The 17,336-nt window shown below is 63.5% G+C and carries 18 protein-coding genes and 1 pseudogene; 5 read left to right on the forward strand and 14 right to left on the reverse strand.

Annotated features, from left to right (window positions below):
• Nucleotides 1-6 precede the first annotated feature (6 nt).
• The gene (locus DY252_RS20695; RefSeq protein ID WP_064790835.1) at nt 7-768 is read left to right on the forward strand and encodes a MauE/DoxX family redox-associated membrane protein; all 762 of its coding nucleotides are present in this window, start codon (nt 7-9) and stop codon (nt 766-768) included.
• A 21-nt stretch (nt 769-789) separates the two neighbouring features.
• Nucleotides 790-1,287: a DUF305 domain-containing protein gene (locus tag DY252_RS20700; protein ID WP_064790836.1), complete on the forward strand. Its 498-nt coding sequence runs from the start codon at nt 790-792 to the stop codon at nt 1,285-1,287.
• 142 nt (nt 1,288-1,429) lie between these two features.
• On the opposite strand, the gene DY252_RS20705 is transcribed toward DY252_RS20700, so the two are convergent.
• Nucleotides 1,430-1,774, reverse strand: a complete 345-nt coding sequence (locus DY252_RS20705) for an ArsR/SmtB family transcription factor (protein WP_245960864.1) — start codon at nt 1,772-1,774, stop codon at nt 1,430-1,432.
• A 148-nt stretch (nt 1,775-1,922) separates the two neighbouring features.
• On the opposite strand from DY252_RS20705, the gene DY252_RS20710 reads away from it, so the two are divergent.
• Nucleotides 1,923-3,128, forward strand: a complete 1,206-nt coding sequence (locus tag DY252_RS20710) for an IS256 family transposase (protein ID WP_064790855.1) — start codon at nt 1,923-1,925, stop codon at nt 3,126-3,128.
• Between the two features lie 83 nt (nt 3,129-3,211).
• On the opposite strand, the gene DY252_RS20715 is transcribed toward DY252_RS20710, so the two are convergent.
• Nucleotides 3,212-4,228 carry a cation diffusion facilitator family transporter gene (locus DY252_RS20715; RefSeq protein ID WP_064790349.1) on the reverse strand — a complete coding sequence of 339 codons (1,017 nt, stop codon included), beginning with the start codon at nt 4,226-4,228 and terminating at the stop codon, nt 3,212-3,214.
• Nucleotides 4,229-4,506: 278 nt separating this feature from the next.
• Nucleotides 4,507-4,716 (reverse strand): heavy-metal-associated domain-containing protein, encoded by a 210-nt coding sequence (locus DY252_RS20720; RefSeq protein ID WP_064790348.1) that lies wholly within the window; start codon nt 4,714-4,716, stop codon nt 4,507-4,509.
• Nucleotides 4,717-5,099: 383 nt separating this feature from the next.
• Here DY252_RS20720 and DY252_RS20725 point away from each other — a divergent pair, with 383 nt between their 5' ends.
• Nucleotides 5,100-6,083: a LysR family transcriptional regulator gene (locus tag DY252_RS20725; protein ID WP_064790347.1), complete on the forward strand. Its 984-nt coding sequence runs from the start codon at nt 5,100-5,102 to the stop codon at nt 6,081-6,083.
• On the opposite strand, the gene DY252_RS20730 is transcribed toward DY252_RS20725, so the two are convergent.
• From DY252_RS20730 to trbB, 11 genes are read right to left on the reverse strand one after another with little or no spacing between them, the layout of a single operon-like run.
• Complete coding sequence (locus tag DY252_RS20730) at nt 6,016-6,255, reverse strand: DUF2274 domain-containing protein (RefSeq protein ID WP_064790346.1); 240 nt, start codon at nt 6,253-6,255, stop codon at nt 6,016-6,018. The two genes, DY252_RS20725 and DY252_RS20730, sit on opposite strands and share 68 nt — an antisense overlap.
• Before the next feature lie 2 nt (nt 6,256-6,257).
• Nucleotides 6,258-7,379, reverse strand: a complete 1,122-nt coding sequence (locus DY252_RS20735) for a TraB/TrbI/VirB10 family type IV secretion system protein (RefSeq protein ID WP_064790345.1) — start codon at nt 7,377-7,379, stop codon at nt 6,258-6,260.
• Nucleotides 7,376-8,404: a P-type conjugative transfer protein TrbG gene (gene trbG / locus DY252_RS20740; protein WP_064790344.1), complete on the reverse strand. Its 1,029-nt coding sequence runs from the start codon at nt 8,402-8,404 to the stop codon at nt 7,376-7,378. Before trbG ends, DY252_RS20735 begins: the two co-directional genes overlap by 4 nt.
• Nucleotides 8,401-9,090, reverse strand: a complete 690-nt coding sequence (gene trbF / locus DY252_RS20745; protein ID WP_064790343.1) for a conjugal transfer protein TrbF — start codon at nt 9,088-9,090, stop codon at nt 8,401-8,403. The genes trbG and trbF overlap by 4 nt, the downstream gene beginning before the upstream one ends.
• Nucleotides 9,087-10,439: a P-type conjugative transfer protein TrbL gene (gene trbL, locus DY252_RS20750; RefSeq protein WP_114089511.1), complete on the reverse strand. Its 1,353-nt coding sequence runs from the start codon at nt 10,437-10,439 to the stop codon at nt 9,087-9,089. The genes trbF and trbL overlap by 4 nt, the downstream gene beginning before the upstream one ends.
• 3 nt (nt 10,440-10,442) lie before the next feature.
• Nucleotides 10,443-10,730, reverse strand: a complete 288-nt coding sequence (gene trbK-alt / locus DY252_RS20755) for a putative entry exclusion protein TrbK-alt (RefSeq protein WP_064790341.1) — start codon at nt 10,728-10,730, stop codon at nt 10,443-10,445.
• Nucleotides 10,731-10,747: 17 nt separating this feature from the next.
• Entirely contained in the window at nt 10,748-11,530 is a 783-nt protein-coding gene (gene trbJ / locus DY252_RS20760; RefSeq protein ID WP_064790340.1) for a P-type conjugative transfer protein TrbJ, read from the reverse strand.
• Nucleotides 11,527-14,037 carry a conjugal transfer protein TrbE gene (gene trbE, locus DY252_RS20765; protein ID WP_064790339.1) on the reverse strand — a complete coding sequence of 837 codons (2,511 nt, stop codon included), beginning with the start codon at nt 14,035-14,037 and terminating at the stop codon, nt 11,527-11,529. Before trbE ends, trbJ begins: the two co-directional genes overlap by 4 nt.
• Nucleotides 14,038-14,043: 6 nt before the next feature.
• Nucleotides 14,044-14,325, reverse strand: a complete 282-nt coding sequence (locus tag DY252_RS20770; RefSeq protein ID WP_064790338.1) for a VirB3 family type IV secretion system protein — start codon at nt 14,323-14,325, stop codon at nt 14,044-14,046.
• Nucleotides 14,325-14,657 carry a TrbC/VirB2 family type IV secretion system protein gene (locus tag DY252_RS20775; protein WP_064790337.1) on the reverse strand — a complete coding sequence of 111 codons (333 nt, stop codon included), beginning with the start codon at nt 14,655-14,657 and terminating at the stop codon, nt 14,325-14,327. Before DY252_RS20775 ends, DY252_RS20770 begins: the two co-directional genes overlap by 1 nt.
• Nucleotides 14,654-15,601 (reverse strand): P-type conjugative transfer ATPase TrbB, encoded by a 948-nt coding sequence (gene trbB, locus DY252_RS20780; RefSeq protein ID WP_404969428.1) that lies wholly within the window; start codon nt 15,599-15,601, stop codon nt 14,654-14,656. The genes DY252_RS20775 and trbB overlap by 4 nt, the downstream gene beginning before the upstream one ends.
• A 332-nt stretch (nt 15,602-15,933) precedes the next feature.
• Between trbB and DY252_RS20785 the strand changes: the two are divergent.
• A pseudogene (locus tag DY252_RS20785) lies at nt 15,934-17,319 on the forward strand (IS1182 family transposase).
• Nucleotides 17,320-17,336: the final 17 nt, after the last annotated feature.

Here is a 17,336-nt window from a genome sequence, read left to right on the forward strand (position 1 = left end):
CAGACAATGGCGACCCATGCTGCCAAACGCGCCGAGCTTCATCGAATGGTGATGGAAAACCATACCTGTCCTTACGGGCTTAAGGCGCTCGATCTGCTCAAGCGCGGAGGCTACGAGGTCGACGATCACCATCTGACGACCCGCGCCGAAACGGACGCCTTCAAGGCAAAGCATAATGTTCAATCGACGCCGCAGACGTTTATCGGCGGGAAGCGGATCGGCGGGTATGACGATCTCGTCCGGTTCTTCGGCGGCGAGGTCAAGGACAAGGATGCCGTCACCTACAAGCCGGTGATCGCGCTGTTCGCGATGGCCGCGCTGATGGCGCTGGCCGCGAGCTGGGCGGCGTTCGGAAACCTCGCAACGGTCCAGGCCGCCGAATGGTTCATCGCCATCGCGATGTGCCTTCTTGCCCTTCAGAAGCTGAAGGACGTGGAAGGCTTCGCTACCATGTTCCTGAACTACGACCTTCTGGCGCAGCGATGGGTCCGATATGCCTACATCTATCCCTTCGCGGAGGCACTCGCCGGTGTCCTGATGATGGCCGGCGCGCTGATGTGGGTGTCGATCCCCGTCGCGCTGTTCATCGGTGGCATCGGCGCCGTCTCGGTGTTCAAGGCGGTCTATATCGACAAGCGCGAGCTGAAATGCGCCTGCGTTGGCGGCGACAGCAATGTGCCGCTCGGCTTCGTGTCGCTCACCGAGAACCTCATGATGATCAGCATGGCGGTCTGGATGATCTTCAAGCCGATGGGCATTGGACACTGACAACCGCGAAAGGACGATCAAATGGCGAGCGGCCACACGGCTCATGGGGGGCATTCGGGGAATAGCCACGGCTCCCATGGCCGTCCCTATCTGATGTTCTGGATCAACATGATCCTTGGCCTCGTCGTCATGTATGTCGTGATGTTTTCGATGATCGACGGTTGGGGCGACTTCCGGAACAATCTGAACATGCTCTACATGGCGATAACCATGTGGGCACCGATGGGCATCTTCATGTTAGCGACGATGCCGGGCATGTTTCCGAACCCCAGCGTGAATATTGTCCTTTATGTCGTCTTCGCCCTCCTGACGGCCGGTTCCTTCTGGGCGACCCGAAGCCAGGCACTGATTGATGACGGCCAGTTCATCGACTCGATGATCCCGCATCATTCCGGGGCGATCCTGATGTGCCGTGAGGCGAAGCTCGCTGACCCAGAACTGAAGACGCTGTGCGAGGCAATCATCGGGGCGCAGCGCGAGGAGATTGACCAGATGGAGAGCATCCGAAGCCGGCTGTAGGCGTCGAGGGCACCGGCAGACAAATGCCTCATGTCTGGCCGACCTGTAACGAGCCGATCTTGGCAGCACGGCTATCGAGAGGTAGCAAACATTGCCGCAAGCAGGCGCTTCGGCTTCGTGGTGTTGCGGGAAAATTCAGGACTCATGAGTGGCGAGCAATGCCGTCGCTTTGCGGATCGTTCCGTCTTTCCTCACGCGCATGGGAAAGCATGTCGAGCAGGATGTCACCGACATGCCTGTCTGTGACCTCATAGAACATCTGCTTCGAATGGCGAACGCGCGTCACCAGCCGCGCTCCACGGAGAAGACGCAGGTGATGGCTAACGAGTGACTGGGATAGCTCCAGCGCCTCGGAAATATCGGTCACTGACTTCGGACTGTCTTCGCAATGCAGGAGAATCTTCCGCCTGCTGGGTGATCCCTGCAGGCGGAAGGCCTCGGCCAGAAAGTTCAGATCCTGCGATGAGATAGGTTCTGCCGTATTCACGTCGTTACCTTTCCGATCTTTCGAATGGTAGCGTCCACGCACGTGGTGTAATTTCAGCGCCGTCGAAGGTGTAATCCCGGGTGGTCACCGAGGTGTATGATCGAGGTGGAGTTTGGCGACTTCAACCACGGATCACACGGAGACCCCGATGACCAAGACGAACATGGACCTGTCCGAGCTTATGGCCAAGCATGACCAGGGCGATTTCCTTCGCACTATCGCCGAGGCGGTGCTGCAACTGATCATGGAGGCCGATGTCGACAGCTTGATCGGTGCTGGGCGCCACGAGCGCAGCGGCGAACGAACGACATGGCGGAACGGGTATCGTGAGCGCGCGCTCGATACCCGTCTGGGCACGCTGAACCTGCGGGTACCGAAGCTGAGGCAGGGCAGCTACTTCCCGGGCTTCCTCGAGGCTCGGAAGACCTCTGAACAGGCGTTGGTGGCCGTAATCCAGGAAGCGTGGATCGGCGGCGTCTCCACCCGTCGCGTCGACGAGCTGGTGCAGGCGATGGGCCTGTCCGGCATCTCCAAGAGCACGGTGTCGAAGCTGTGCAAGGACATCGATGAGCGGGTCGGCGAGTTCCTGAACCGCCCGTTGACCGGCGAATGGCCCTACGTCTGGCTCGACGCGACCTACCTCAAGGTCCGCCAGGGCGGGCGTATCGTGCCAGTCGCGGCCATAATCGCCGTGGCAGCCAACACGGAGGGGCGCAGGGAAATCATCGGCCTGGGCATCGGGCCGTCGGAGGCCGAGACATTCTGGACCGAGTTCCTGCGTTCCTTGAAAGCTCGGGGACTGGACGGCGTGCGCCTGGTCATCAGCGACGCGCACACGGGGCTCAGGGCTGCCATCGCTCGCGTCTTCGAGGCGACTTGGCAACGCTGCCGCGTTCATTGGATGCGGAATGCACTCGCCCACGTGTCGAAGGGCCAGCACACTGTGGTCGCCGCGGCGATCCGCCAGGCTTTCGACCAGCCTGACCGCACCCATGCTGGTGAGATCTGGCACAAGGTCTCAGAACAGCTGCGCCCCCGCTGGCCAAAGCTCGCAGACCTCATGGATGCCAGCGAGCACGATGTTCTGGCCTACATGTCCTTCCCCCGCCAGCACCGCACCAAGCTGCACTCGACCAACCCCATCGAGCGGTTGAACAAAGAGGTGAAGCGTCGCGCCGACGTCGTCGGGATCTTTCCGAACGAAGCCTCCATCACACGTCTGATCGGTGCCGTCCTGTTCGAAGCCAACGACGACTGGCAGACATCAAGCCGCTACATGATGGTCGAGGCCTTCGCCCAGATCGACAAGGAGGAGATCGACCCCATTCTCAGCATTACCACGAAAGCCGCCTGATCATGACCTCAGGCCATCCGGGAATTTACACCACCTTGACGGACACGACCTTTCGAATGAACCCTTCCCTCAAGTGGAGCCGGTCAGTGCGAATGACCCGCATGGGAGAGCGCTGCGGTGTTCGGCTCCTCCAGGCTGCAACTGGCCATACCGTCCCAGTCGATGCCGATCGTCGGGTGTTCGATGCTGAACTTCCTCTTCAACTCATGCTCGACCTGCTTGCAGACACCCCGAATATCGGCATCTTCCGTCGGCTGCACCTGAAGCGTCGCCAGCACACGACCGGAGGTCAGCGACCAGACATGGATATGGCTGACTTTCTGAAGCCCCGGAACGGTCTTGAGCAGATGTTCGGAGATCTGGGTGCTTCCGGCGTTAACAGGTGCGCCTTCGAGCAGGATGTGCAAGGTGTTCTTGAGCAGGCTCCATGCGCTGCGCAGGATCAGCAGGGACACGAAGACCGACAGGATGGGGTCGATGGGGGTCCAGCCCGTATACCAGATCACGATAGCTGCAACGATCGCGCCGACCGAGCCGAGCAGGTCGCCCATGACGTGCAGGATGGCGCCCTTGACGTTGACGTGCTCGGAATCTCCGCGCGTCAGATACCAAAGCACGAAGAGATTCACGAGCATGCCGATAATGGCAACGACGAACATCGAGCCAGCGAGGACCGGCTGGGGTTCCCGGAACCGTTCGATAGCTTCATAGACGATGAAGCCGACGATGCCGAACAGTGTAAGGGCGTTGACCAGGCCGGCGATTACCTCGAAGCGGGCATAGCCAAAGGTGCGCTGGCTGTCGGCGGCGCGGCGGCCGAGGCGGAAGGCGACATAGGCGAGGCCGAGCGCAATTGCGTCGGTCAGCATGTGGCCGGAATCGGCAAGCAGCGCGAGCGAGCCCGAGATCACGCCGCCGACGGCCTCCACGATCATGAAAGTGAAGATGATGAAGAACGAAATGAGGATCTTGCGCTCGTTGTCCTTCGTGACTGTCGGGACATGCGAGTGGTCATGATCGTGGCTGCCACCGTGGCTATGGTCGTGCTTGGAGTGGTCGTGACCGTCATGGTCGCTGTGGGAGTGTGATGAGTTTGCCATTGCTCGTTTCCGATTACATCAAGTCAACAATTGAATAGGTGTTCAAGTATATGTCTGTCAACCGGCTGCGCGATTTTTTTGCCATCTGCCCGGAGCCTCTAGAGCCGATGGGCAGTGACCGCGTACAGAGCAATGCTGACACCTTCGACGTTGAAGATCTGGCTCATCCTCGAAAACAAAATGGGCAGTCCAAGGACTGCCCATTTTGACACTGCTATGAACCTGGGGACACCTTCGGTAGCGGCTTGGCGCTCGCGATCAGTAGGCAGGAGGTAGCATCAGGCGGCCGCCGCGGCGCCTTCGGCCGGATAGCCCGCTTCGGTGAGAACGGCACGCAGGTCCGCCTCGGTCGCGGATGATTCAACACGGACCTCACGCTTGGGCGGATCAGTCTCGATCTTCGCGGCGGCATCAACGCTTTGCAGCGCCTTGGTTACCGACTTGGCGCAACTGCCGCATGTCATGTTGGGAACGGTGAAGAGATACATGGAGGGCTCCTTGATTTGAGTCCTCTGGGAAATGGGGCTTTCCACCGTTGGAAGGTCAAGAGGCAAAGTTCAGAAACTATCTGCTTGACCTTGCCACTGTTGTAAGCCGCAAGCATCCGACATGCCAAGACCGCGATCCTCAAGCGCCACGGGCTCGTTTTAAGACCCCGGCATGATGGACTGGCGGTGGCATCGCCTCTCTCGATCATCTCCCGTCTCCATACAAATATTGAACAGTTGTTTATGTGTTCAAATGTTGTATAATCTGGCTGTGACCCGCTACGCGCGATACATCTCGTCATCGCGTGAATGCTCGACAATCGGAGAGGGACAATTGGCTTGCCTATGGTCCGTGAGCATATGATCCGGACGGCGGCCCTCGGATGAAGGAGACCGCCAAGTTCCCTGACTCCATCGAGTTTCGTCACCTTCGCTACTTCATAGCCGCTGCCGAACATGGCAGCTTCCGAAAGGCAGGGAGTTCGTTAGGTTTATCGCAATCGGCAATCAGCCGTTGCATCGCCGACCTCGAAGACAGGATGGGCGCGTCACTCTTTCACCGGCACGCATGGGGCGTATCGCAGACCTTTGCGGGGCAGCGTTTCCTTCATCGCGCGCGTCGGGCTATCAAGACGATAGACGAAGGCGCTCACGAAGTTGCCGCCGCAGGACGATCCGAGCAGGGACGAGTGCGGATCGGCATCTATTCGTCCATCGCTTCGGGCTTTTTGGCAAAGCTGCTGGCAAGCTATGGTCGGTCTCATAAAGACGTCAGGATCGAACTGATCGATGGCAATCCTGCCGAACACGTCGCGGCCATCCGCCAGTTCCGCCTCGACGTCGCCTTCCTGACCGGCGACCGGGAATGGCCCGGATGCGACCGGGCGCCTCTGTGGTCCGAGCGGGTTTTCGTTGTGCTGCCCGATCTCCACCCCCTGGCGGCTTTGGACGAGGTGATGTGGAGAGACCTCGCCGATGAGCCCTTCATCGTCAGCGAAGCTGCGCCGGGCCAGGAGATCCATGACCATCTGGTGCGGGAGTTGGCGGACCTCGGCCGGCATCCCGAAATCCAGGTTCAATCGGTCGGCCGGGACAATCTGTTGCCTCTGGTGGCGATCGGCCAGGGCCTTACGCTGGTAAGCGAGGCCATGACAGTGGCCGCGCTTCCAGACATCACATACCGGCCCATCGCCGGCGAGATGCTTCCATTTTCGGCGGTCTGGTCTCCGGCGAACGACAATCCCTCGTTCCGCAGGTTGCTCTCCATGGCAAAGGCGGCATCTGCCAAGGCCGCGAAGCTTAGGCAAGCGGCTTCGCAGATTGGGGCGAGCGACGTGCTTTTGCGAAGCCGCGATCCGTTGCCATAAACCTTTCGAGCATGGGAACGATCAGCCGGACAGGATCGGCAACAGGTTGCCCCGTCTCCCGTCCCAGCACCTCGGCATAGACGACAAGATCGCGATGAACGGTCGCGGGCAATTCCACTGTCACCTTCACCGGCTTGTCATCGGGCAGCGGCCCAAGCTTCAGTTTCGACATGATCAACCTCCTGCCGGTTCGAATACCAGATCGCGGGTGACGATGATCCTGACCGGGAACCCCGGGCGAATGGTCAGTGTCGGCGCGACCTGCAACTGACGCTGGACGATCTGCTGTCCGGCCTGGTTGATCGTGTCCACCGCGCCATCGCGGATCGCCTGGACCAGGCGGTCTTCGTCATCGGTGGCGAGGTCCGCGCCGATCGCGAGCAGCGTGGACAGACCCGCTGCGCGCATAAGATCCCACCAGTGGTAGTCGACGCCATCCTCGAGGCCGGCATAGCCGCTCGCATCCGCGCCCGGCAGACGTTCGAGAACGATGGACCGGCCTCCGGGAAGGATCAGGCGGTTCCAGACCAGCAGCACGCGGCGTTGGCCGAACGTCACACCGTCATCGTATTGGCCGATGATGCGGGTTCCTTGTGGGATCAGCAGCAGCGATCCGGTCGGGCTGTCATAGACATTCTCGGTGACCTGCGCGGTGATCTGCCCCGGGAGATCGGAGCGAATGCCGGTGACAAGCGCGGCGGGTATCACCGCTCCGGCCTGAAGGATGTACGGCGAGGCTGGCGGCTGAATGCGATCCGATGCGACGGTTTGCCGGTCCACCGGACCGTTGAGGAAAGAAGTATGCCGGCTGCCCTCGGGTTGTTCGGTGCCGCCCAGACCCGGAAGGTTCACGCCGACCCCGGCCGTCGTCGCCCTGCCAGATGCCGTCTGGAAAAAGACACCGCTCAGACGCGCGGTTTCCTCCTCTGCCCTGCGGCGCTCCGCTTCCGGATCGACGGTCGGGCCCACAATCGGCGGAGGGGTCACGGGCACTCCGCGCTCCTGCGCATCGAGGATCGGTCGCCCGAGGTCACCGGGCAGTGCGGGTCCCAGAACCGGGCCGGTATAGTCGGACGGCAGCCCTTCCAGGCCGTCCGCTGCCGGTCGGTTGTCTATGGAATAGAGTTCTCCACCTCCCGGCCCAGCCTCACGGGTCTGGAGCGCATAGATCAGCGCCCCCCCGATTCCCAACAGCGCGACCGCTCCGACACCGGCCAGAACCTTGCGCGACAGTCTGGTCACGCGGGGCGGATCGGGACGCAGACGCATCGGAGCCGCGGGATCGGTGTCACTCATGACGCCCCTCCCTTTCGCGCATCCCCCTCCGCCCGCGCATCCGCCTCGCGCTCCTCCATGCGCACGATCCGGACCACCTGCTGGCGGTCTCCTGCCCCCAGCCGGAGCTCCGCCGCACCGAAGAGGCGATCCACGATCAGCACGTTCCGGTGAATGCGGCTGTTGACGATCTGTGGTTCTCCGTCGGCGCCGAGCACGAAGAGCGGCGGCATCTCGCCCTGGGCGATACCAGCCGGGAAAACGACATAGACGCGGCGGCCGTCGTCGAAGACAGAAACCGGGCGCCAGGGCGGGCTTTCCCCCTGGATCTGCAAGCCGTAGCGATGATTGCGGGCAGAGGGCGCCGGAATGGTCGGCGCGGTTGCCACAGCCTGTCGCCCACCACGAGGCGCTGCCGGATAGGCCCAGGCAACCGAGGGCATGTAGAGCGCCTCGCGTGCACGCAGCTCGATCGTATACACCCGCCTGTCAGTGCTGATTACCAGGTTGGTCGAGATGTCGTCCCGCGTCGGTTTGACGAGGATGTGGACGCGGGCAGTGGATCCGGACCCGCTCTCCGTGTCGCCGATGATCCAGCGCGTGGTATCCCCCGCAGCGATCGGACCCGCGCCGGTCAGACGTTCGCCTGGCTCGAGTGCAATGTTGGTGATCTGACCGGGAGCGGCATAGACCTGATAGAGCGCGCCTTCCGACCAAGGGTAGATCTGGATCGCATTGTAGTAGCCCTCGCGGCGCGGCTCGACCCGGGCGGCGGCATTGGCGTTTTCGATACGTCCGGTCGGTGTGCCTGCCGCCGCTCCGCCATGCGCCACTATCCAGACGGGCGGCGTATGCAGCGGCCGAGGGCGTTTCTCGGTGACCGAGACAGGTGGAGTGGGCAACGGCGGCACGGACTCGTCGTAGCTGAATTCCGGTACCGGGTTACTGGCGCACCCCGCCAGCATGGATGCGGAAAGCAACAAGGCCACCAACATCGGCGTCCTGATGTCCGGAGACCTGGTTGCATGAAGATGCTGTTCAGTCATTGGCCCATCTCCCGCGACCAGGAGATCGCATTGACATAGATTCCGAGGGGATTGGCGCGCAGGCGCTCGGCGCTGCGCGGGGTCTGGATCAAGACGGTCAGGATCGCGGTCCATCGCTCGGTCGTGGAAAGCTGGCCGTTCTCGTAGTGGCGCTCGGTCCAGGCGACGCGGAACGATCCCGGTGAGGCCCGGATGACAGAGGACACCTCGACAGCGATCTGTTGGCGACCGACGCGGGTGAACGGGTCGTTGGCGCGGGCGAAGTCGTTAAGTGCTGCCGCGCCACGGTCCGTAGTGAACTCATAGGCGCGCAGCCAGTTTTGCCGCACGATGATCGGGTCAGCGGGGATGGAACGAACCTGTTCGATGAAACGGCCAAGATGGAAGGCGATCTGCGGATCGGTGGGCTCGTAGTCGGCCGAGGCCGGCGCGACAGCCTGGGCCTCGCCGAGCGCGTCGACCTGAACGACCCAGGGTACGACGGTACCACGCGCAGATTGCCAGACCAGGGCGCCAGCAAAGCCCGCCGCTAGGATCAGGCTGGCGAAGGCCATGTAGCGCCAGTTGCGGGCCTGGACGCGGGCGGAGCCGATACGCTCGTCCCAGACCTGCGCGGCCCTCTGATAGGGCGTCTCTGGCTGAGGTGTCTTGCCATAATGGGTGGCGGAGCGCCTGAAGAGGTTCATGAGCGATCCCTTTCGGAGAGATTGACGGAGGAGCCCGAGCCGTGGCTGTCGCCCGACCGGACGGCATGGGCCGCAGCGCGCACGCCATGGCTCACGGCGTGGCTATGGCGCATGCGCTTCGCCCAGGCTGGCGGGCCATCGGCGAAGGACGGGCCGGAGCTGCCAGGCTCGGATGCCGCGCTGCCGACCGTGCCCATCGAGGTGGTTCCGCCCGTCGCCGCAACACCGCCCTTGACGCCCTCGGCGTAGCTGGACTGGATCCCGCCAGCCGCGCGAGAGGACGCCTTCTTGAGCGGTGATGCCGCGGCAGCGGCCCCGGCGCGCGCCACACCAGCCATCCCGCCGGGGAGACCACCTCCGCCCATCGAGCCAAGCGTGTAGGCGCTCGAGGCAGCACCCGCCGCGGAGGCGCCGCCACGTGCCAGGGCGGCGCCTCCGGAGAGTGCAGATCCAGCTCCGCGTGCTGCGAGCATGGTTGCCCCTCCGGCCCCGATCGCAGCGCCACCAGCGGCAAGGCCGGTGCCTATGGCCGCCCCCGCGCTGAGTTGGGGCCCGCCGGACACCAGACCTGAGGCGATGCCGGGGCCGAAGATTCCGAGGCCCAGCAGAGACAGGGCGGCCAGAACAATCGCCATGGCGTCATCGATGGTCGGCGTCACGCCGCCGAAACCTGCGGTGAACTGGCCGAAGAGCGTCGATCCGATGCCGATGATCACGGCGAGGACCAGAACCTTGATGCCGGACGAAATGACGTTGCCCAGCACGCGCTCGGCCATGAAGGCGGTCTTGCCGAAGAGGCCGAAGGGGATCAGCACGAAGCCCGCGAGGGTCGTGAGTTTGAACTCGATCAGGGTAACGAAGAGCTGCACCGCGAGGATGAAGAAGGCGAGGATCACCAGCGCCCAGGCGAAGAACAGGCAGAGGATCTGGACGAGATTCTCAAAGACCGCGACCCAGCCCATCAGATCGGAGATGCTTTCGAGCAGCGGTCGCCCGGCCTCTAGCCCGGTCTGGGCCACGCGGCCAGGGCGCAGAAGATCTGCGGCGGAAAACCCGGTGCCCGAGGCCATCAGACCGAGGCCCGCGAAGCTCTCGAAGACGATCCGGGCGAGGTTGTTCCAGTTGGAGATGATATAGGCGAAGACCCCGGCAAAGAGCGTCTTCTTCACCAGCCGGGCGATGATGTCGTCATCGGCGCCCCAGGCCCAGAACAGGGCCGCCAGCGTCACGTCGATGACGATCAGCGTGGTGGCGATGAAGGCGACCTCGCCGCCAAGCAGCCCAAACCCGCTGTCGATGTAGCTGGTGAAGATGCCCAGAAAGTTGTCGATGACGCCGGTTCCACCCATGGCTCAGTGATCTCCCGAATGCTGCGGCGCGTCAGATGCAGGCGTCCGACCGAGGAACCGGTCACGGTTCTCAGCCCAGGCGGCGAGGCAATCGGCATCGCTGGAAGCGGCCTCGCCAAGCTGCTGGCACCGGCGCAGCGTCGCGCGGAGAGGATCGGCAGACGGCTGGAGCGCGGGCGCACTGCTGGCCGACACGGGAGCTTCCTCGCGTGTCATCTCGATCACCGTGGCTGTGATCGCGATCGCTACGAATACGATGGCCGCGATCCGGGCCAGCACCTTCCCCTCCATCGTCTCCCCTCCCGGCCTCAGTTGAACATTTGCGCGTTGCCTGGCTGGTAGCCCGAGCCCGGCGTCAGGAAGCGCTCGCGCTGGATGCGGCCCTGTTCAGCAGCGGTGGCGCGCTCGGCCTCAGTCAGCGCGTTGGCGCGGCCGTTTGCCGAGATCACCGCGATCAGATCTGAGAGCTGCTGCGATTGCAGCGCGAGGAGCTGGTTGCCCGCCTGCGTGGCCTGCAGAGCACCGACCGCGTTCTGGCTCTGCCCCACGAGCGCGGACATCTCGGCGCCATTGGCTTCGATATTGCCAACGACTCCGGCCTGCACGCGCATGGCATCCTGCAGGCCAACGACGGTGTTCTCCCAACGGGACCGGGCTTCGGCGATCAGTTGCTGGTCGGTCGCCGTCAGGGAAAGGTTGCCATAGTCCTGCTGGAACATCTGGTCGATGCTCTGCACGTCGAAGGCGATGTTCTGCGCCTGCGCCAGGAGCTGCTGCGTGCGGCTGACGTTCTGCTGGATCTGCTGGAGCGCGGAATACGGCAGGTTGGCGAGATTGCGCGCCTGGTTGATCAGCATCTGCGCTTCGTTCTGGAGCTGTGCGATCTGGTTGTTGATCTGCTCCAGAGCCCGCGCTGCGGTCAGGAGATTTTCCGCGTGGTTGGTCGGGTCGTAGACGATGAAAGGTCCCCCGCCGATGCCGAAGAGCGCGTGTGCGGGCGGCGCTGCGATGGGCGACATGGCCATGGGCATCGCCAGCGCGAGGGCGAACAGCGACGGGCCGGCGAACCGAAACGTAATCTTGCGTGTCATGGTGTGACTTCCTCTTCTTCAAGGTCGATGTCGGCGTCCTCAACAACAGCAGTGGCCGGAAAGGCCCCGTCCGCGTCGATGGTGAGATTGGTGAGGTCGGGGATCAGCTCGGCGGCCCAATCGAGGCCATGCGCCTTCAGCCAGGCGGCGAGGAAGCCGTCTTGGCCGTGTCCGGCGCAGATCTCGGCAATCAGCGCCTGGGCCGATTTGGACGACGCCGCGCAGAGGGCCAGACCGACGTCGCTGAGGCCCAGCTCGAACAGCCGGTTGCCACGCCGCGACTGACAGTAGTAGTCGCGCTTGGGCGTGGCCCGCGCGAGGATCTCGATCTGCCGGTCATTGAGGCCGAAGCGACGATAGATAGCGGTGATCTGCGGCTCGATCGCCCGCTCGTTCGGCAGCAGGAGCCGTGTCGGGCAGCTTTCGATGATCGCCGGCGCGATGGAACTGCCGTCGATGTCGCTGAGGCTCTGCGTCGCGAAGATCACCGAAGCATTCTTCTTTCTCAGCGTCTTCAGCCATTCGCGGAGCTGCTCCGCGAAGGCATCGTCATCAAGGGCCAGCCAGCCCTCGTCGATGATGAGCAGCGTGGGGCGTCCATCAAGCCGATCACCGATCCGGTGGAACAGGTATGAAAGGACGGCGGGCGCCGCGCCGGTTCCCACCAGCCCCTCGATCTCGAAAGCCTGCACATCCGCCGATCCCAACTGTTCGGTCTCGGCATCGAGCAGCCGGCCATAGGGTCCACCCACGCAGTATGCGCGAAGCGCCTGCTTCAGTTCGTTGGACTGCAGCAGGACCGCGAGGCCGGTCATGGTCCGCTCGCCCACAGGGGCCGAGGCCAGCGAGGTCAGCGCGGTCCAGATATGTTCCTTCACATCCGGAGTGATCTGGATGTTCTCGCGCGTCAGGATGGCGACGATCCAGTCGGCCGCCCAGGCGCGCTCCGACGTCTCGTGAATGCGGGCCAGCGGCTGTAGCGAGACGGAACTCTCGTCCGCCTCGGTCAGCTCTCCGCCGAGGTCGTGCCAGTCGCCTCCCATGGCGAGCGAAGCGGCGCGGATCGAGCCGCCGAAGTCGAAGGCGAAGACCTGGCTGCGCGGATACCGGCGGAACTGAAGCGCCATCAGTGCCAGCAGCACGGACTTTCCCGCGCCGGTCGGGCCGACGACGAGGGTGTGACCGACATCCCCGACATGGAGAGAAAACCGGAACGGGGTGGAGCCTTCGGTCCTGGCGTAGAGCAACGGAGCGTCGCCGAAATACTCATCCTGTTCCGGCCCCGCCCAGACCGCCGAGAGCGGGATCATATGGGCGAGATTCAATGTGCTGATCGGTGGCTGCCGGACATTGGCATAGGCATGGCCGGGCAGACTTCCGAGCCAGGCATCGACGGCGTTGACCGTCTCGACCATGACGGTGAAATCGCGGGACTGGACGATCTTCTCGACCAGCCGCAGTTTCTCGTCAGCGCGGCGGACGTCCTCGTCCCAGACAGTGATCGTGGCCGTGACATAGGCCATGCCAGCCAGATCCGCGCCGAGTTCCTGCAAGGCCATATCTGCGTCAGCGGCCTTGTTCGCCGCGTCTGTATCAACCAGCGCGGATTGCTCGTTGGTCATCACCTCCTTGAGGATCGCGGCGATGCTCTTGCGTTTGGCAAACCACTGACGGCGTATCCGCGTCAGCAGCTTGGTTGCGTCCAGCTTGTCCATGAGAATGGCCCGGGTCGACCAGCGATAGGGAAAGGCCAGCCGATTCAACTCGTCGAGCAGGCCCGGGGTCGTGGCGCCGGGATAGCCGGTGATCGTCAGGACGCGGAGATGGTGATTGCCCAGGCGCGGCTCCAGGCCGCCGGCCAGCGGCTGGTCAGGCAAGAGCGCGTCGAGATAGACCGGCACCTCGGGCACGCGCACGCTGTGCCGGTTGGTCGAAATCGTCGAATGCAGGTAGGTCAGCGTAGCGGCGTCATCGAGCCAGTGGCAGTCCGGCATGAAGCCGTCGAGCAGCGCCAGCACGCGATCGGCGCGGTCGATGAAGCCGCGCACCTGTTCCCAAGGGTTCACACCCGAGGTCTCGCGGCCCTCGTAGAGCCAGGACTCCGAACGCGCCGCGTCCTCGGCAGGCGGAAGCCAGAGGAGCGTCAGGAAATAGCCGGAGACGAAATGGCTCCCCTCCTCCTCGAAACCGGCCTTGCGCTCGGCATCGACCAGCGCCGATGCCGCATCCGGGAAGGTGCTCACCGGATAGGTCGCGGCCTCAGAGCGCTGTGCTTCCACAAAGATCGCCCACCCGGAACCGAGGCGACGGAAAGCGTTGTTCAGCCGGCCGGCGACCGCGACCAGTTCGGCCGCGACGGCGCTGTCGAGATCGGGCCCCCGAAACTTCGCCGTCCTCTGAAACGAGCCGTCCTTGTTGAGGACCACGCCCTCCCCGACCAGCGCCACCCAGGGCAGGTAGTCGGCGAGGCGCGAGGCGGTGCGGCGGTATTCAGCAAGATTCATCATGGGGGTTCACACCGAGAGATAACCGGGAATGCGCAAATGGCGGCGCGCGACCTCGACGAAGAGCGGATCGCGCCTGGCCGCCCAGACAGCTGCGATGTGGCCAACGGCCCAGATCAGGATTCCGACCAGCCAGAGCTGAAGCCCGAGGCCGACCGCACCGGCGAGCGTGCCATTCAGGATGGCAACCGAGCGCGGTGCGCCGCCGAGGAGGATCGGCTCGGTCAGCGCGCGGTGGACCGGAACGCTGAACCCCGGAACTGCGTCGAGGACCTCGAAACTCACCGCCATCAGATCAGCGCTCCGCCACCAAAGCTGAAGAAGCTCAGGAAGAAGGACGAGGCCGCAAAGGCGATGGAGATGCCGAACACGATCTGGATCAGGCGCCGGAATCCGCCGCCGGTATCGCCGAAGGCCAGTGTCAGACCGGTGACGATGATGATGATCACCGCCACGATCTTGGCCACCGGCCCCTCGACGGAGTCGAGGATGGATTGCAGCGGCGCTTCCCAGGGCATGGAAGAACCGGAGGCATGAGCGACCGGGGCGATGAACAGGCTGACATAGGTGGCGGTGGCCGCGGTGGCGATGTGCTGGCGGATGCGCAGGGCGTGACGGATCATTCGAGGTCTCCTGGTTCGTGAGTGGTGGGTTCTGAAATGAAAGGTGAAATCCGGTAGTCGCCCTCCGGCCCCAGGCCCTCGACGCGGGCAAGTTCGGCCAGACGATGCGCGGAACCGCGCCCGGCCAGGACGGCCACGAGATCGATGGTCTCCGCGATCATGGCCCGCGGCACAGTGACGACGGCTTCCTGGATGAGTTGCTCGAGACGACGCAGCGCGCCGATCCCGGTACCGGCATGGATGGTGCCGATGCCGCCGGGATGGCCGGTGCCCCAGGCTTTGAGCAGGTCAAGCGCCTCGGCGCCACGCACCTCACCGATCGGAATACGATCGGGGCGCAGGCGCAGCGAGGACCGGACCAGATCGGACAGGCTGGCAACACCGTCCTTGGTGCGCATCGCCACGAGGTTCGACGCGGCGCATTGAAGCTCTCGGGTGTCCTCGATGATCACGACGCGATCGGAGGTCTTGGCCACCTCGGCGAGCAGTGCATTGGTCAGCGTGGTCTTGCCGGTCGAGGTACCCCCCGCCACCAGGATATTGGCACGGGTCGCAACCGCCTGGCGCAGCGCCTCGGCCTGCATAAAGGTCATGGTTCCGGCGATGACATAATCTTCGAGGGTGAAGATGGCGACGGCGGGTTTGCGGATGGCGAACGTCGGCGCCGCGACCACGGGAGGCAACAGCCCCTCGAAGCGCTCGCCGGTTTCCGGCAGTTCCGCGGAAACGCGCGGGGACAGGCTATGAACTTCGACGCCGACATGGTGCGCGACCAGTCGAACGATGCGCTCGCCGTCTGCTGCGCTCAGCATCTTGCCGCTGTCGGCCAGCCCCTCGGAAAGTCGGTCGACCCAGAGCCGCCCATCGGGGTTGAGCATCACCTCGACGGTCATGGGGTCGTCCAGAAACCCGGCGATCGCCGGCCCGAGCGCGGTGCGCAGCATCCGCGCGCCTCTCCGGATCACCTCTGGTCTCTGATCAGTCTTTCCCATGCCGGCCCCGTTCCCTTGCGGGCGCCTCCAACAGGCCGCCCTGGATCGGGGTCGATTAAGAAAGCCGTAAATGCCTACAGCTCAACAGGTTTCCGAGGGGGTAGTAGCGTGGCGTGTAAAGACAGGAAAACGGCGACTTTGCCTCCAGATCCACTTCAGAAGGAAGGCGTCGTGGCAACCGTCATGCGAACTTGGTGGTTTCGGGCGTATTTTGTTGAAAAACTCGCGCTTGATCGAAGGGCCGTCGGCTGATTCAATTCCTGAAGAGGGTGGGAGGATCGGCGATGATGGGACCGCGGCAGGAGGCGCAACCGGCGCTGTTCTACGAGTTCTCGCTTGAGGATCATGTTCCGCAGAACCACCTGCTGCGCTCCATTGATCGGTTCGTCGACCTGTCCGGGATCCGCACCTACCTTGCCGATTTCTACAGCCACACCGGTCGGCCTTCGGTCGATCCCGAGCTGCTAATCCGGATGCTTCTGGTGGGCTATTGCTTCGGCATCCGGTCAGAACGGCGGCTCTGCGAGGAGGTGCATCTGAACCTTGCCTACCGGTGGTTTTGCCGCCTCGACCTTAGCGATCGCGTCCCGGATCACTCGACATTTTCCAAGAGCCGGCATGGACGGTTCCGCGACAGCGAACTGCTGCGGCACCTGTTTGAGACCACGGTGGCCCGCTGTATCGAAGAGGGCTTGGTCAGCGGCCAGCGCATGGCCATCGACGCCAGTCTGATTGAGGCCGATGCCAACAAGCAGAACTCGACACCAAAGGAAGAGTGGGATCCGGCGCAGGTCGATCCGGACGACGCGCCCCGCGCTGTGCGTGAGTATCTCGCCACCCTGGATGAGGCGGCGTTCGGTGCCGCCAGCGAGGTGCAGCCCAAGTTCACGTCGCATTCCGACCCGGCCAGCCAATGGACGGCCGCCCGTAAGGGACCGGCATTCTTCAGCTATTCCGACAATTACCTGATCGACACGGACCACGGCGTCATCGTGGATGTTGAAGCGACGCGGTCCAACCGGCAAGCCGAAGTCGGTTCAACCAAGACCATGTTGGGGCGCGTCAAAGCCAGGTTCGACCTCCATCCCGAGCGTCTGATTGCAGACGCCGCCTACGGAACCGCTCCAATGCTGGGCTGGTTGGTCGACCGCAAAATCGCGCCCCACATTCCTGTCCTCGACAAGTCTGGACGCAGCGATGGCACCTGGACCCGCGCCGACTTCGAGTGGGACGCTGCAAACGACCAATACCTCTGCCCCGAGGGGCACGAGCTGAAGCAATTCCGCCGGAACTATTCCGACCCGAACCGGGGGCCGACAGGCAAGGGAACAGCGCGCTATCGGGCGCTGAAAGAGGTCTGCCAGGCCTGTCCATCCAAGGCAAAGTGCTGCCCCAACGCGGATGCGCGCAAGATCACCCGTGAATAACATGAGGATGCCCGGCAGGTCGCCCGCGACATCGCCAAAACCGAGCAATACGTCATCTCGATGAAGCTGAGGAAGAAGGTCGAGATGCTCTTCGCCCACCTCAAACGGATCTTGGGCCTGAACCGGCTCCGATTACGTGGCCCATGCGGCGCAAATGACGAATTCCTCCTGGCCGCAACCGCCCAAAACCTCCGCAAGATGGCCAAGCTCCTTCCTGCACCGCAGCAACCGCGAAAAGCCTGACAGGAAAGGCGCTCGCG

The sequence above is a fragment of the Thalassospira indica genome, assembly GCF_003403095.1.
GTDB lineage: Bacteria > Pseudomonadota > Alphaproteobacteria > Rhodospirillales > Thalassospiraceae > Thalassospira > Thalassospira indica.

Excerpts from the sequence above, each read along its gene's own strand:
- DY252_RS20695 (WP_064790835.1), top strand. The coding sequence starts at position 7 with ATGGCGACCCATGCTGCCAAACGCGCCGAGCTTCATCGAATGGTGATG.
- DY252_RS20700 (WP_064790836.1), top strand. The coding sequence starts at position 790 with ATGGCGAGCGGCCACACGGCTCATGGGGGGCATTCGGGGAATAGCCAC.
- DY252_RS20710 (WP_064790855.1), top strand. The coding sequence starts at position 1,923 with ATGACCAAGACGAACATGGACCTGTCCGAGCTTATGGCCAAGCATGAC.
- DY252_RS20715 (WP_064790349.1), bottom strand. The coding sequence starts at position 4,228 with ATGGCAAACTCATCACACTCCCACAGCGACCATGACGGTCACGACCAC.
- DY252_RS20720 (WP_064790348.1), bottom strand. The coding sequence starts at position 4,716 with ATGTATCTCTTCACCGTTCCCAACATGACATGCGGCAGTTGCGCCAAG.
- DY252_RS20725 (WP_064790347.1), top strand. The coding sequence starts at position 5,100 with ATGAAGGAGACCGCCAAGTTCCCTGACTCCATCGAGTTTCGTCACCTT.
- DY252_RS20730 (WP_064790346.1), bottom strand. The coding sequence starts at position 6,255 with ATGTCGAAACTGAAGCTTGGGCCGCTGCCCGATGACAAGCCGGTGAAG.
- DY252_RS20735 (WP_064790345.1), bottom strand. The coding sequence starts at position 7,379 with ATGAGTGACACCGATCCCGCGGCTCCGATGCGTCTGCGTCCCGATCCG.
- trbG (WP_064790344.1), bottom strand. The coding sequence starts at position 8,404 with ATGACTGAACAGCATCTTCATGCAACCAGGTCTCCGGACATCAGGACG.
- trbF (WP_064790343.1), bottom strand. The coding sequence starts at position 9,090 with ATGAACCTCTTCAGGCGCTCCGCCACCCATTATGGCAAGACACCTCAG.
- trbL (WP_114089511.1), bottom strand. The coding sequence starts at position 10,439 with ATGGGTGGAACCGGCGTCATCGACAACTTTCTGGGCATCTTCACCAGC.
- trbK-alt (WP_064790341.1), bottom strand. The coding sequence starts at position 10,730 with ATGGAGGGGAAGGTGCTGGCCCGGATCGCGGCCATCGTATTCGTAGCG.
- trbJ (WP_064790340.1), bottom strand. The coding sequence starts at position 11,530 with ATGACACGCAAGATTACGTTTCGGTTCGCCGGCCCGTCGCTGTTCGCC.
- trbE (WP_064790339.1), bottom strand. The coding sequence starts at position 14,037 with ATGATGAATCTTGCTGAATACCGCCGCACCGCCTCGCGCCTCGCCGAC.
- DY252_RS20770 (WP_064790338.1), bottom strand. The coding sequence starts at position 14,325 with ATGGCGGTGAGTTTCGAGGTCCTCGACGCAGTTCCGGGGTTCAGCGTT.
- DY252_RS20775 (WP_064790337.1), bottom strand. The coding sequence starts at position 14,657 with ATGATCCGTCACGCCCTGCGCATCCGCCAGCACATCGCCACCGCGGCC.
- trbB (WP_404969428.1), bottom strand. The coding sequence starts at position 15,601 with ATGCTGCGCACCGCGCTCGGGCCGGCGATCGCCGGGTTTCTGGACGAC.